The organism is Maribacter spongiicola (assembly GCF_004364165.1).
GTDB lineage: Bacteria > Bacteroidota > Bacteroidia > Flavobacteriales > Flavobacteriaceae > Maribacter > Maribacter spongiicola.
Genome location: NZ_SOAY01000011.1, coordinates 159286 through 173271, shown reverse-complemented (window position 1 = coordinate 173271; position 13986 = coordinate 159286). Strand labels below are relative to the sequence as shown.

The 13986-nt window shown below is 31.7% G+C and carries 11 protein-coding genes and 1 pseudogene; all 12 read left to right on the top strand.

The window, feature by feature from the left end; all coding sequences use genetic code 11:
- The first annotated feature begins 7 nt into the window (after positions 1 to 7).
- Positions 8 to 1120 (top strand): glycosyltransferase, encoded by a 1113-nt coding sequence (locus tag CLV90_RS08950; RefSeq protein WP_133687170.1) that lies wholly within the window; start codon positions 8 to 10, stop codon positions 1118 to 1120.
- 8 nt (positions 1121 to 1128) lie between these two features.
- Positions 1129 to 2421: a glycosyltransferase family 4 protein gene (locus tag CLV90_RS08945; protein ID WP_133687169.1), complete on the top strand. Its 1293-nt coding sequence runs from the start codon at positions 1129 to 1131 to the stop codon at positions 2419 to 2421.
- Positions 2418 to 3686 (top strand): O-antigen ligase family protein, encoded by a 1269-nt coding sequence (locus CLV90_RS08940; RefSeq protein WP_133687168.1) that lies wholly within the window; start codon positions 2418 to 2420, stop codon positions 3684 to 3686. Before CLV90_RS08945 ends, CLV90_RS08940 begins: the two co-directional genes overlap by 4 nt.
- Before the next feature lie 237 nt (positions 3687 to 3923).
- Complete coding sequence (gene gmd, locus CLV90_RS08935) at positions 3924 to 5039, top strand: GDP-mannose 4,6-dehydratase (RefSeq protein ID WP_133687167.1); 1116 nt, start codon at positions 3924 to 3926, stop codon at positions 5037 to 5039.
- Between the two features lie 499 nt (positions 5040 to 5538).
- Positions 5539 to 6411, top strand: a complete 873-nt coding sequence (locus CLV90_RS08930; protein WP_133687166.1) for a glycosyltransferase family 2 protein — start codon at positions 5539 to 5541, stop codon at positions 6409 to 6411.
- Between the two features lie 170 nt (positions 6412 to 6581).
- Positions 6582 to 7700 (top strand): non-hydrolyzing UDP-N-acetylglucosamine 2-epimerase, encoded by a 1119-nt coding sequence (gene wecB / locus CLV90_RS08925; RefSeq protein ID WP_133687956.1) that lies wholly within the window; start codon positions 6582 to 6584, stop codon positions 7698 to 7700.
- Between the two features lie 223 nt (positions 7701 to 7923).
- Positions 7924 to 8994 (top strand): glycosyltransferase family protein, encoded by a 1071-nt coding sequence (locus CLV90_RS08920; protein ID WP_133687165.1) that lies wholly within the window; start codon positions 7924 to 7926, stop codon positions 8992 to 8994.
- A gap of 3 nt (positions 8995 to 8997) precedes the next feature.
- Positions 8998 to 10003, top strand: a pseudogene (locus CLV90_RS08915) (polysaccharide biosynthesis protein).
- Positions 10004 to 10435 (top strand): hypothetical protein, encoded by a 432-nt coding sequence (locus tag CLV90_RS08910; protein ID WP_133687164.1) that lies wholly within the window; start codon positions 10004 to 10006, stop codon positions 10433 to 10435.
- A gap of 32 nt (positions 10436 to 10467) precedes the next feature.
- Entirely contained in the window at positions 10468 to 11604 is a 1137-nt protein-coding gene (locus CLV90_RS08905) for a polysaccharide biosynthesis C-terminal domain-containing protein (protein WP_133687163.1), read from the top strand.
- 27 nt (positions 11605 to 11631) lie between these two features.
- Positions 11632 to 12765: a non-hydrolyzing UDP-N-acetylglucosamine 2-epimerase gene (gene wecB / locus CLV90_RS08900; protein ID WP_133687162.1), complete on the top strand. Its 1134-nt coding sequence runs from the start codon at positions 11632 to 11634 to the stop codon at positions 12763 to 12765.
- 11 nt (positions 12766 to 12776) lie between these two features.
- Positions 12777 to 13979: a glycosyltransferase family 4 protein gene (locus CLV90_RS08895; protein ID WP_166638556.1), complete on the top strand. Its 1203-nt coding sequence runs from the start codon at positions 12777 to 12779 to the stop codon at positions 13977 to 13979.
- Positions 13980 to 13986 lie beyond the last annotated feature (7 nt).

The following is a 13986-nucleotide window of genomic DNA, read 5'->3' as shown; positions in this document are numbered from 1 at the left end:
TTAATACATGGCAAATAATACAAAAATCTGTTGTATTTTTAATTTAGCCCCACATTACCGTGCACCGATTTATAAATTAATGGATAAAGAGCTCCAATGTGATTTTTATTTTGGAGATGATGTAGGAACCCCTATAAAAAAAATGAATTATGCAGATCTTACTGGATTTAAGAAAGAATTAAAAAATATTTATATTCCTAATACAGGATTTGAGTGGCAAAAAGGTGCTTGGCAACTTATTTTTAAACCTTATACTTACTATATTATTACAGGCACACCAGGTTCACTTTCAAATTGGCTTTTGGCTTTATTAGCTATCTTATTAAGAAAAAAAGTTTATGCATGGACACATGGTATGAAAGGGAATTTGACACCTGCCGGTAAATTAATAGCAAAAAACTTTTTTCGTTTATGTACAAAAAGTTTATTGTACGGAGATTTTTCGAAAAAACTGATGATAAATGAGGGCTTCAAATCAGAACAACTAATACCAATATATAACTCATTAGATTATGATTGTCAATTAGAAATTCGAAAAACATTAGTGCCTTCAACAATTTATAAGGACTATTTCCAAAATAATGATCCAATACTAATCTATATTGGGAGAGTTCAAAAATCTAAAAAAATAGATTTATTAGTACATGCTCTTTTCGAACTAAAACATAACAATAAAAACTGCAACTTAGTTATTGTTGGAGAGGACATTGATAATAATGACATACCTGCTTTGGTAAAAGAATATAATCTACAAGAACGAGTTTGGTTTTTTGGACCTTGTTATAATGAAGAAAAAATAGGCGAACTACTTTTTAACAGTGACATCTGCGTATCACCAGGTCTAATCGGGCTAACAGCTATTCATGCACTTACCTATGGTTTACCTGTTATTACTTCCGATTTGTATTCACAGCATGGACCAGAATTTGAAGCTATTGAACCTGGTATCACTGGAGATTTTTTTAAAGCTGGCGACATTCTAGATCTTTGCAAAAAGATTAACAATTGGATTAATCTGTCTTCCAAACTAAGGGAAAGAGTGAGATTGCATGCGTATAGCATGGTAAAAAGTAAATATAACCCTCACTATCAAATTAAAGTATTAAAAAGTTTAATATAATATAGAATATGAAAATTTTATGGATATCCAACATGATATTTCCCGATTTAGCTAAAGCAATTGGACAAACAGTACCAATTGGAGGTGGATGGATGTATGGCTTAGCAAAGGATATAATTGAAAGTGGTGTTCAACTGTCAGTTGCCACAGTTCGGCCAAATATTAATGACTATCACGGGAAAATAAATGGAATAACATACCACTTATTAAAAGGTGAAAAATCTATTCTTTATTTTGATAAATCATTAGAAAATAAATGGAAAGAACTCATTACCAAAGTAAAGCCCGATCTTATCCACATTCATGGTACCGAATATGCACATGGATTAGCTTTGGTAAAATCTTGCCCTGATATACCATATGTCATATCCATCCAAGGTATGATAAGTGTATATGCAAAATATTACGCGGGTCAAATACCTCTTATAAATATATTAAAAAACTTAACCCTCCGAGATGTATTGAGAATGAACTCGATATGGCACGCAGAACGAAAATTTGAAAAAAGGGGTCGAAAAATTGAAGTTCCATATTTGAAACTATGTAACAATTTCATAGGTAGGACACAATGGGATCACGACCACGTTATAACAATAAATCCCAAAGCAAATTATCACTTTTGTAACGAATCCTTAAGAGATCATTTTTACAAATCAGAAAAATGGAATCTAAAAAATGCATCAAAATATACAATTTTTTTAAGCCAAGCACTTTATCCAATCAAAGGTTTACATAAAGTTCTAGAAGCATTGAAAATTGTAAAATCAACGTTTCCCACTGTTCAATTACGTATTGCAGGCATGGAAATCACAAAAAGTGATACCTTTTATGATAAGTTAAAAATGGACGGTTACGGTAAGTATATAAAAAGAAAAATTAAAAAATATGGTCTTTCAGATAATGTAACTTTTACCGGCCCTTTAGATGAAGAAGCTATGGCACAGGAATATCTTAAATGTAATTTATTTATTTGTCCATCTAGCATTGAGAACAGTCCTAATTCTCTTGGGGAAGCTCAATTATTGGGAGTGCCCTGTATAGCTTCATATGTTGGCGGTATACCGAATATGATTATTCATGGCGAAACTGGGCTCTTATATAGATTTGAAGAAGTTGAGATGTTAGCTCAATCCATTAAGTTAATTTTTAAAGACGATAAATTAGCACATATATTATCTGAAAATTCTATAATTACTGCTTCAAAAAGACATGACAGAAAGGTAAACTGCAATAGAAACATAAACATTTATAAAAACATAATTCAAAATAATAATGCTCAATTTAATTTAAAAGCTTTTTGAAAAAAACTGATAACTTGAAACAAGTCTTTGTAAAACAAGGTAAACCAATGAATTTTTTGTCCTTATATCTTAAACCAATGCCTATAATGGTTATTGGTTTACTATTTTTATATTTATTGAACCCCTTCAATTATGGCTATGTGCCCGGTTATATATTGACAGGATTAATTTTTATTAATAAATCTTTTATTGTCAAAAATTTAGATGGAGATTTTTTCCTACTGCTATTATTTTCGTTTATATATGCATTATTTTATTCTTTTGATTACGAAAGTCAAGGCAAGCAGTTTATTGCAATTTATGCAATAACACCTCCATTCTTCTATTTGACAGGAAAATACTTAACCAAGGACAAACCAAGTCCACAAATTTTATTTTATTTACTGTTTGGCACCGGTGTAATATTCTCTCTTTCGGCATTAATTTCGGTATTCCTAAATTATCTAGATGGAGGTTTTGCACAAATAGAACGTACAATTGGCATGTTTTGGGATAATAGACCAGTATCAGCCACTGGAATGGGAGCCTTCTTTACTATGAATATGTGCATCCCAGCTCTATTAATTCTAAGTAAAGGTAAAAAAAGTAAAATTTTTAATATGACAGGGGTTATAATCTTTATTATAACTTTAATATGTACTATTCGCTTGGGTAGTCGCACACAATTGGGGATATTTTTAATAATGACCGCATTGTCAGTATTTTATATGCTTCCAAAACAATCATTTAAACAAAGTTTTATTTTGTTCAATATTATTGGTATAACAATATATTATATCTCAACTAAGGTTTCATTTAATTTAAATGCTGATTGGTTAACTACCTTCGCAGGAAGGATGGAAAATGGCAGCAGTGATATTGCAAGTGGAGGTGGGCGAACAGAACGCTGGGTAAAATCATTTGAATACCTTTTTACCCATCCCCTAGGCTGGGAAGTAAATGAATTTGGTTATTCACATAATCTTTGGCTAGACGTGTTAAGATTGGGTGGAGTGCTCCCTTTTTTTATTTTAATAATCTTTACAATCAAATCTTTCAATAAGATTAAACAAGTTACTTCATTAAATCCTAAAAACACATATTTTAATGGACAGGTATTAGTTTATGCACTATCATTTTTACTTTTATTTATGGTAGAACCAATTATGGAGGGTGCGTTCACCTCTTTTGTTCTATTTTGTTTATTTATGGGAATTATAAATAAATATAATGATAACATTCTAAATGATCAAAGACTAGAAGGGGTCAATAAAGTTTCATCTTAATTATAACATTAAAATTAAAAAACATTCTAAGGTTAAGTTTAGGTTTTTACAAAATTATTTTTTAATATTTTTTTTAAATTATCAAAAAACCCATACAATCAATAACAATAAACATGCTTTTTTACAGTTTTAAGAATATGTTAATTTATTACACAAACAAATTAACTCGAATAAAATATTTTTTTTAAAAACAAAGGGTAATTTATGAAAAAAATATCTTTTTAAGATTATAGTATTATGAGTAAAATAGCATTAATTACTGGTGTTACAGGGCAAGACGGGGCTTATCTAAGCGAATTTTTATTAAAAAAAGGTTACATAGTACACGGCCTAAAAAGACGTTCTTCTTTGTTTAACACTGACCGTATAGATCACTTATACCAAGATCCACATATAGAGCAACGTAATTTTATATTGCATTACGGAGACATGACAGACAGTACCAACCTTATTCGGCTTATTCTAGATATACAACCCGATGAAATTTACAACTTGGCAGCAATGAGTCATGTGCAAGTATCGTTTGAGGTACCAGAATATACCGGCAATGCAGACGGTCTAGGTACACTAAGAATACTCGATGCGGTACGTCTCTTAGGACTATCAAATAAGACACGTATTTACCAAGCTTCAACTTCTGAACTCTATGGAAAAGTACAGGAAGTACCACAGTCAGAAACCACACCTTTTTATCCAAGAAGCCCATATGCAGTAGCTAAAATGTATGCCTATTGGATAACAGTAAATTATAGAGAAGCTTATGGCATGTACGCCTGTAATGGAATTTTATTTAATCATGAATCTCCAATTCGTGGTGAAACTTTTGTTACCCGTAAGATTACAAGGGCAACAGCACGTATCGCACTTGGAATGCAAGATAAATTCTATCTTGGTAATTTAGATGCACAAAGAGATTGGGGCCATGCTAAAGACTATGTGCGGATGATGTGGATGATCTTACAAGCCGACAAAGCAGAAGATTGGGTAATTGCCACTGGAAAAACAACCCCTGTTCGTGATTTTGTAAAGTTTGCCTTTGCAGAAGTAGGAATAACATTAGAATTTAAAGGTGAAGGTGTTAATGAAAAAGCATTTGTAAAATCGTGCAGTAAACCTGAGTTTGCAGTAGAAATTGGAAAAGAAGTTTTAGCGGTAGACCCTAAATATTTTAGACCTACAGAGGTAGATTTATTGATAGGTGATCCTACGAAAGCAAACACAAAATTAGGTTGGACGCCTGAACATGATTTACAAAGTCTTATCAAAGATATGATGCAAAGTGACGTGAAATTAATGCAAAAAGAACGTTATTTAAAAGACGGCGGCTACCGTACAATGAATTATTTTGAATAAGTAATGTTGCCCCATATATTCAAAAAACCATATTTAATAGAGGTAAATAATTCTAAATAAATAGTCTACCTAGGAATAAAAATTGCAAGGTAAAAATGCAATAATATATCTACTCGTTACAGATTATTAATACATATTACAATTTAAGCCGTTGACTATATGTTAAATATGAAAAAATCTTAATATTACGTTTCAGATAACCAATGTGAACATTGGATATCTGAAATACAAAATAAGCTTATAAACATGGACCATTATGATTATATAAAATGTAATCATATACATTTAGTAAAAAACAGGTCTTTAAAATAAATTGTTGTATGATAGCACGATAGCTGGTAATTCATTGAAAAAACTAACAAATGTGGGCAGGGTCTATAACCTCATATGGCAGCAGAATGTTGAGCAAAAAAACGTGATTGATATGTGTACAATTAGTACACTTCAATTTTGAATTATAATAAATTTATAAAATGCCTAGAAATAAAAAAATTGAGTAATGTATAAAATAGCAGTATTGTTAACATGCTTTAATAGAAAGCAAAAGACATTAGATTCTTTAAAGCATCTTTACCTTTCCCTAGAAAAAGTAAAGGATGATATTAGTATCGACATCTATTTAACTGATGATGGTTCTACAGATGGCACAGCTGTAGCTGTTGCTGAAAACTATCCAAATATTAACGTATTACAAGGAACAGGAAGTCTATATTGGGCAGGTGGAATGCGTAATTCTTGGAATGAAGCAATTAAAACAGAATATGATGCATTTCTGTTATTAAACGATGATACCAACGTTTACGACACCATGTTTACAGAACTTATTGAAACTCATGCATACTCTCAAAAAAAGTATGGTAAGGGTGGTATTTATTGTGGTCCTACTATGGATAAGGACAGTAAGGAATACACATATGGCGGTCATAACTTCACAAACAAATTTCTTGCTCATTTTACAAAAGTTCTACCAAATGGAAAAAGTCCACAATCTTGTGAACTCGGTAATGCTAATATTATGTGGGTAAGTAAAAATGTGGTTGATGAGATAGGTATTCTGTCTAAAAAATATATTCATGGACTAGCCGATTACGATTACACATTAATGGCAGTAAAAAAAGAATTACCCGTATTAGTCACGCCAAATTATTTAGGAAATTGTTCAGACGACCATACGAATCCTTACAAAACTTTTGCAAAGCTATCTTTCAAAAAAAGAGTTACTCTTTTGCATAGTCCAGTTGGTTTAGACTTTAAATCAAATCTAGAATACAATAGACAGCATTTTCCTGTTCGGCTACCAATAGTTTATTTAATGGGATGGGCTAAAGTAATTTTTCCAACTATTTACGCTAAAAGGCATAGCAACTTATGAACACAAATTCAATGTATAAGTTGTTTACAATAGCTTACAAATTTTAAAACAAAATTGATACAATCAACAGGTTGATAATACAACATCAAAAAAATATTTTTGATAAAATAAAATTCAACTATTACTCTTATTACTAAAATTATTTCGATACGATTAAATCTTAAAATATGATAAAAAAAAATCTAATTATTTTTGGAACAAGACCGGAGGCAATTAAAATGGCTCCATTGGTCAGAGCATTTAAACAAAATAATTTGTTTGAAACAAAAATATGCGTGACTGCTCAACATCGGGAAATGTTGGACCAAGTGTTAGATTTTTTTGAAATTATTCCAGATTATGATTTAAATCTTATGAAGCCGGGACAAAATCTCTACGGTTTAACTGCGGATATAATAACAGAGCTACAGCCCATTCTTGAAGAATTTCGACCAGATTACGTTTATGTACATGGTGATACTACTACTACTATGGCATCAAGTATTGCAGCATTTTATTCTGGTGCAAAAGTCTGCCATGTAGAAGCTGGGTTAAGAACATTTAATAAATATTCTCCTTTTCCAGAAGAGATTAATAGATCAATTACCGGTCGTTTAGCAGATTACCATTTTGCACCAACTCAAACTTCTTTTGATAACTTAATCAGAGAAAATATTTCAAAGAAAAATATAATAATTACTGGTAATACTGTTATAGATGCGCTCATAGATAGTTCTGCAAAAGTTGAAAGTATATTCGATAAAGAAATAGAAAAATTAAAAAAAACGATCAATTTTGACAAGAGGATTATTTTAGTTACTGGACACAGGCGTGAAAATCATGGTCAAGGGTTTATCAATATTTGTAAAGCTTTGAAAGAAATTGTATCCACTAATCCAAATGTTCAAATCATATATCCGGTACATCTAAATCCAAAAGTCCTGAAACCAGTACACGAAATTTTAGGAAGTTTACCTAATGTACATCTTATTGCACCTCTGGCTTATCCGGCTTTTGTCTGGTTAATGAATAAATCTGAATTGATTATTACTGATAGTGGAGGTGTTCAAGAAGAGGCTCCAAGTTTAGGGAAACCAGTACTAGTAATGAGAGACACAACCGAAAGACCTGAAGCAGTAAAAGCAGGCACCGTAATATTAGTGGGAACCAATAAGAATAAAATAGTTAAAGAAGCACAAAATCTTCTACAAGATTCAAATTTGTATAAAAAAATGAGTCGATTACATAATCCATATGGGGATGGGTCAGCAAGTAAACGAATTGTCGAGTTTATAGAAAGCTTAAATTAGTTAGTTGAAATATTAAAAAATGATTTATTTGAAATATAATACTTAACTCTTTCTAGGTTTATTTAAGTTAAGGCATAAATAAAACTAAGAATTACCGCCCGGAAAAATAGATTTGGCGCTAAGCTAATTAATTAATTAATTAAAAAAATAATTGTTTTTGTAAAATCAAAAAAGTATTGCAAATCAAATAAATAATAAGTCTAGAATAAATAACTATAAAAATATGAAAATAGCCCTTATTTTTCCTAATAATATTTTTACAGCTCCATACATTGACTATTACCGTCAAGTATTAGATATGCATGATGTAGAATATACCCTTATAACATGGAATAGGGCAGGAAAAACCGAAAACAAAACAATAGCCTATGAAAATAATTCTAGTTCAAGAAATCCATTTTTAATAGCTTTGAATTATTATAGATTTGGCCAATTTTCAAAGAAAGAAATTCTAAAAGGTAAATTTGACAAATTAATAGTATTTACACCGCAACTTGGGATTTTTTTAAGCACATTTCTTATTAAAAAATTTAGTTCCAAAGTTATACTTGATATCAGGGATTACACTTCAGTTATAACTTATTTTGAAAAAAGATTTCTTAAATTATTGAAACATACACCAGATATTTTTATTTCATCATTGGGATTTACCGATTGGCTACCAAAAAATAAAAATTACATTATAAGTCATAATATTAACATTGAACTTATAAAAAATTATTTGGATGGTAAATATGCTAAAAAAGAATTTTTCTTAAATAAAAAAATTCATGTAGATACTATTGGCGCGATTCGAGATTTTCAAACAAATTCTGCGGTTATGTTGCAGTTACAAAACAATGAGAATTTCCAAATGTCCTTTATAGGTAAAGGTCCTGCCATTGAATTATTGAAAAAAGAAATTAAAAATAACAATATTGAAAATGTAAAACTTTTGGGTCCTTACGAAAAAAGTCAGGAAATTAAGCTCCTGGAACGAACAGATTTTATAAATATTATTCAAAATAATGATAAAATAAGTAATTATGCGATTGCAAATAGATTATACCTATCGGCATTGCTCCAAATTCCATGTATTGCACGAAATAATACAGAACATAGTAGAGTAATTAAAAAATATGGTTTAGGTATTGTAATGGATGACTATACAGAAATTCCTAATAAACTCCTGAAATTTAAAGAGAGCTTTAACAAAGAACAATTTATTAACAACTGCACCGTTTTTCTAGAGGATGTAAAGAGAGACTACGACCACTTTGAAACGTCGGTTCAAACATTCATAACCGAAATCTAAATTATGTTTAAAAACAAAACACTACTTATTACAGGAGGTACAGGATCCTTTGGAAACGCCGTACTAAATCGCTTTCTGGAAACCGATATTAAAGAAATCCGTATTTTTTCTCGAGACGAGAAAAAACAAGATGATATGCGTAACCACCTAAAAAATGAAAAAGTAAAATTCTACATTGGTGATGTACGTGATTATAATAGCATTGACAAAGCTATGAGAGGGGTTGATTATGTATTTCATGCTGCAGCCTTAAAACAAGTGCCTTCTTGTGAATTTTTCCCTATAGAAGCTGCTAAAACAAATGTTTTTGGAACACAAAATACTATAGATGCTGCTGTTGCCAACGGTGTAAAACGCGTTATTTGCTTAAGTACAGATAAAGCTGCCTACCCTATTAATGCAATGGGAATTAGTAAAGCCTTAATGGAAAAAGTAGCAGTCGCTGCTTCTAGAAACATTCATGAAGATAAAACCATTGTTTGTCTTACCCGTTATGGTAATGTAATGGCATCAAGAGGTTCGGTAATACCTTCTATTCGTAAATCAAATTGAACAAAAATTACCTTTAACGGTAACCGATCCAAAAATGACCCGTTTTTTAATGTCATTGGAAGACGCTGTAGATTTGGTACTGTTCGCTTTTGAACACGGAAACCAAGGAGATTTATTCGTTAATAAAGCCCCTGCCAGTACCATAGGTGATTTAGCGGCTGCCGTAAAAGATATCTTCAATGCCGATAACGAGATTAAAGTTATAGGTACGCGACATGGAGAAAAATTATACGAAACCCTTTGTACTAGAGAAGAAATGCAAAAGGCAGAAGATATGGGAGAGTTTTATCGTATTCCGGCAGATAATAGGGATCTAAACTATAGTCGTTATTTCTCTGAAGGAGAAACTAACACGAGTGAAATAGAAGATTATCACTCTCATAATACCGAACAGCTTACAAATAAAGAACTAAAGGAAACTTTATTAAACTTAGAATACATTAAAGACTTGTTATAAATGGCTTCGTACACCCTTATTAACGGCAACATCCATACCGATGAGAGAGGTGCAGTATCATTTTTAAATTCTTTTAATCTTACCGAGATTATTAGAATGTATGAAATAGCACCTAGTAACCAAACAATGATAAGGGCATGGCAAGGTCATGAAAATGAGAAGAAGTGGTTTTACTGTACTCAGGGTAGTTTTATTATAAACTTGGTTAAGGTACCTAGTTTTGAACAACCGTCGCAAGATTTAAAAACAGAAAAAATTGTTCTCTCAGCAGCTAACCCAGATATTTTAGCAATTACTGGAGGCTATGCCACCGGCATTAAAGCTATTGAAGCTAATTCGAAACTTTTGGTTTTTTCTGATTTTACAGTAGAACAATCTAAAAATGATGACTTTAGGTACGATGCAAATTATTGGAAGGCGCAATGGGAATAGCAAATATTGACACATTTTAAAAAATTGATGCAATGAAATTTAGAGTAGGAATTACCGGGCAGGCAGGTTTTGTCGGATATCATTTATATAGCACATTAGCCTTGAAGGAACAAATTGAACTTGTTCCATTTAAGCGTTCATTTTTTTCTAACGATAAAGCCCTGGGTACTTTTGTTAAAAGTTGTGATGTCATTGTACACTTAGCCGCCATGAATAGACATGAAGATGCTAATGTAATTTATGAAACGAACATAGCACTCGTAAATACATTGATCAGCGCTTGCGATAAAGAAAAAGTTAATCCTCATATAATTTTTTCATCTTCTTCTCAGGAGGTTAATGATAATTTATATGGAAAGTCTAAAAAAGAGGGCAAACACCTTTTTATGGATTGGGCGAACAAAGGTAACGGTAAGGTAACATCGTTAACAATACCAAATGTTTTTGGTCCTTTTGGAAAGCCAAATTACAATTCTGTAGTGGCCACATTTTGCCATAAAATTGCCCATAATGAAGAACCAGTCATCCACAATGATAGTGAAGTAGGTCTTATTTATATCAACGATCTTATTTCTAAATTCAGTAAGGTTATAGAAGACAAAATTGAAACAAAGAATATAGGTAAAAATAGCTATGAACTACTGATAGCACCAGAAACACATATAAAAGTTTCTAAAATTCTATCGCTGCTAAAACAATATAAATCTGATTACATGGGAAAAGGTATTTTTCCTAGTCTAGAGGATTCTTTTGAAAAAGCACTTTTTAATACCTTTAGATGCTATGTACCTAAAGACCACTACCCTGTTAAATACACTAAACATACAGATGCAAGAGGTAGTTTTGTTGAAATAGCAAGAACAGAGACAAGTGGACAGTTTTCTTTTTCTACAACCGTACCAGGTATTACAAGAGGCAACCATTACCATACTAGAAAAGCAGAACGTTTTGCAGTAATAAGTGGAAAAGCCTTAATACAGCTAAGAAAAATTGGAACTGATGACGTCATAGATTATTATTTGGATGGCACCGAACCTGCCTATGTAGACATGCCTATATGGCACACCCACAATATCAAGAATATAGGAGATGAAGAATTGATTACATTATTTTGGATCAATGAACCTTATAATGAGAAAGACGCCGACACCTATTTTGAAAATGTATAAACCAACTACGAATTAAAAGCACATATTTTGAAAAAACTTAAAGTACTTACCGTCGTTGGAACACGACCAGAAATTATTAGATTGGCCTGTGTATTAAACGCTTTGGATACTAATAAATCAATTGAACACACCTTAGTACACACCGGGCAAAATTACGATTATGAACTCAACGGAATCTTTTTTGAAGATTTAGAAATAAGAAAACCTGACATATTTCTTAATGCAGCTGGTAAAAATGCTGCAGAAACTATAGGTAATATTCTTATTAAAATTGACCCTGTTTTAGAAGAAATCAACCCAGACGCTTTTTTAGTATTAGGAGATACCAATTCATGCCTATGTGCTATTCCTGCAAAAAAGAGGAAAATACCTGTATTTCATATGGAAGCGGGAAACCGTTGTTTTGATCAACGTGTGCCAGAAGAAACCAATAGAAAAATTGTGGACCACGTGTCTGACATTAATCTAACCTATAGCGATATTGCTCGTGAATACCTTTTAAGAGAAGGTCTTTCACCAGAAAGGGTCATCAAAACTGGAAGTCCTATGTTTGAGGTGCTTCACAAATTTAAGGCTAAGATAGAAGCTTCAGATGTGCTTAATAAGCTAAAATTGGAAGAAGGCAAGTTTTTTGTGGTCTCATCGCACAGGGAAGAAAATATAAGTAATCCTAAAAATTTTGAAGGTCTTATTACTTCTTTGAACTTAATTGCAGAAAAATATGATTATCCCGTAATCGTATCAACGCATCCAAGAACACGAAATATGTTGGATGCCAAAAAGATAAAGGCACATAAAAATATCAGGTTTTTAAAACCACTTGGTTTTTCTGATTATAACGCACTACAATACCATTCTTTTGCCGTATTATCAGACAGTGGTACTATTTCTGAAGAATCTAGTATTTTAAATTTTAGGGCATTAAATATTAGGGAAGCTCATGAACGACCAGAAGCCATGGAAGAAGCTTCTGTGATGATGGTTGGCTTAAACCCTGAACGAATATTACAAGCATTGGATGTTTTACAGGGGCAAAAGCGAAATCCTGAACGAAATTTCAGACCGGTTGCAGATTATTCTATGCCAAATGTAAGTGATAAGGTAGTACGCATAATTTTGTCTTACGTAGATTATGTAAACCGTGTTGTATGGTCGAAATAAAAAATGTAAAAATGAAGAAAATACTTTTCTTGGGCTTGACCTTTCCTGATGTAAAAAAAAATACTCATCTCTATACAGATTTGATTCATGAATTTCATAATCAAGGACATGATGTATTGGTAATAGCACCAGACGAGGAAGGTCGTAAATCATCAGAATTGGTTATAGAAAGTGGAATACAAATTTTGAGGGTCCCTACCCTAGCCCTTTTTGGAGGTAACAAAATCGTAAAAGGTCTTTCTAATATTCTACTATCACATCAATATAAACGAGCTTTCAAAAAACATAAAATTGCCATAGATTTTGATTTGATATTAATACCAACACCACCTATTACACTAATTGATTTTGCAGCATGGATAAAAAAGAAATCCAAAGCAAAATTATACTTGATTCTAAGAGATATATTTCCCCAAAATGCTGTGGATCTGAAAATGATGTCTAATGGCGGGTTTATATACAATTACTTTAGAAAAAAGGAAATAAAACTTTACAAGCAATCCGATAGAATTGGTTGTATGTCTCCTGCAAATATTGATTTTGTTACAAAACATAATCCTGAAGTGGATACATCAAAATTACATTTGCTACCCAATTGGGAAAAGATTCATGAATTACCAAAAGATTTGAACGAAACGGCCATGAGAGAAAAATATGGCCTTAAAGATAAAATGATTGCCATATTCGGAGGTAATATAGGATTACCACAGCGTGTAGAAAATATTATTCAACTTGCACAAGCATCACAAGAGCTAGAAGATTTAGTCTTTTTTATAGTTGGAAGAGGTACTGAACGCGAACGAATAAAAATTATGGCCGAAGAAATGGGTCTTAAAAACGTAATCTTAAAGGGAAACCTTCCTAGACAAGACTATAATGACGTATTGGCTATTGCAGATATTGGGCTTATTTCATTGAACCAAGATTTTAGTATCCCTAATTTTCCTTCAAAAGTAAATGCCTACTATTGCTTTAAAAAACCTGTATTGGCTTCTGTAGACGTAAACACAGATTTCGGAATCATACAAGAACAAATACAAAGTGGTTTTTATTCAAATGCCGGAGATATAGAAAGTTTTAAAAGTAATCTTCTAAAACTATACAACAGTAAAGATTTAAGAACAACATTAGGTCAAAATGGTTATATGTATATGAAGAATAATTTATCTCCTGAACAAGCATATAATACAATAATAAATAGTTTCACTGCATAAGTATCAG

Coding starts and splice junctions, on each gene's coding strand:
- CLV90_RS08950 (WP_133687170.1), top strand. CDS start 8: ATGGCAAATAATACAAAAATCTGTTGTATTTTTAATTTAGCCCCACAT.
- CLV90_RS08945 (WP_133687169.1), top strand. CDS start 1,129: ATGAAAATTTTATGGATATCCAACATGATATTTCCCGATTTAGCTAAA.
- gmd (WP_133687167.1), top strand. CDS start 3,924: ATGAGTAAAATAGCATTAATTACTGGTGTTACAGGGCAAGACGGGGCT.
- CLV90_RS08930 (WP_133687166.1), top strand. CDS start 5,539: ATGTATAAAATAGCAGTATTGTTAACATGCTTTAATAGAAAGCAAAAG.
- CLV90_RS08920 (WP_133687165.1), top strand. CDS start 7,924: ATGAAAATAGCCCTTATTTTTCCTAATAATATTTTTACAGCTCCATAC.
- CLV90_RS08910 (WP_133687164.1), top strand. CDS start 10,004: ATGGCTTCGTACACCCTTATTAACGGCAACATCCATACCGATGAGAGA.
- CLV90_RS08905 (WP_133687163.1), top strand. CDS start 10,468: ATGAAATTTAGAGTAGGAATTACCGGGCAGGCAGGTTTTGTCGGATAT.
- CLV90_RS08895 (WP_166638556.1), top strand. CDS start 12,777: ATGAAGAAAATACTTTTCTTGGGCTTGACCTTTCCTGATGTAAAAAAA.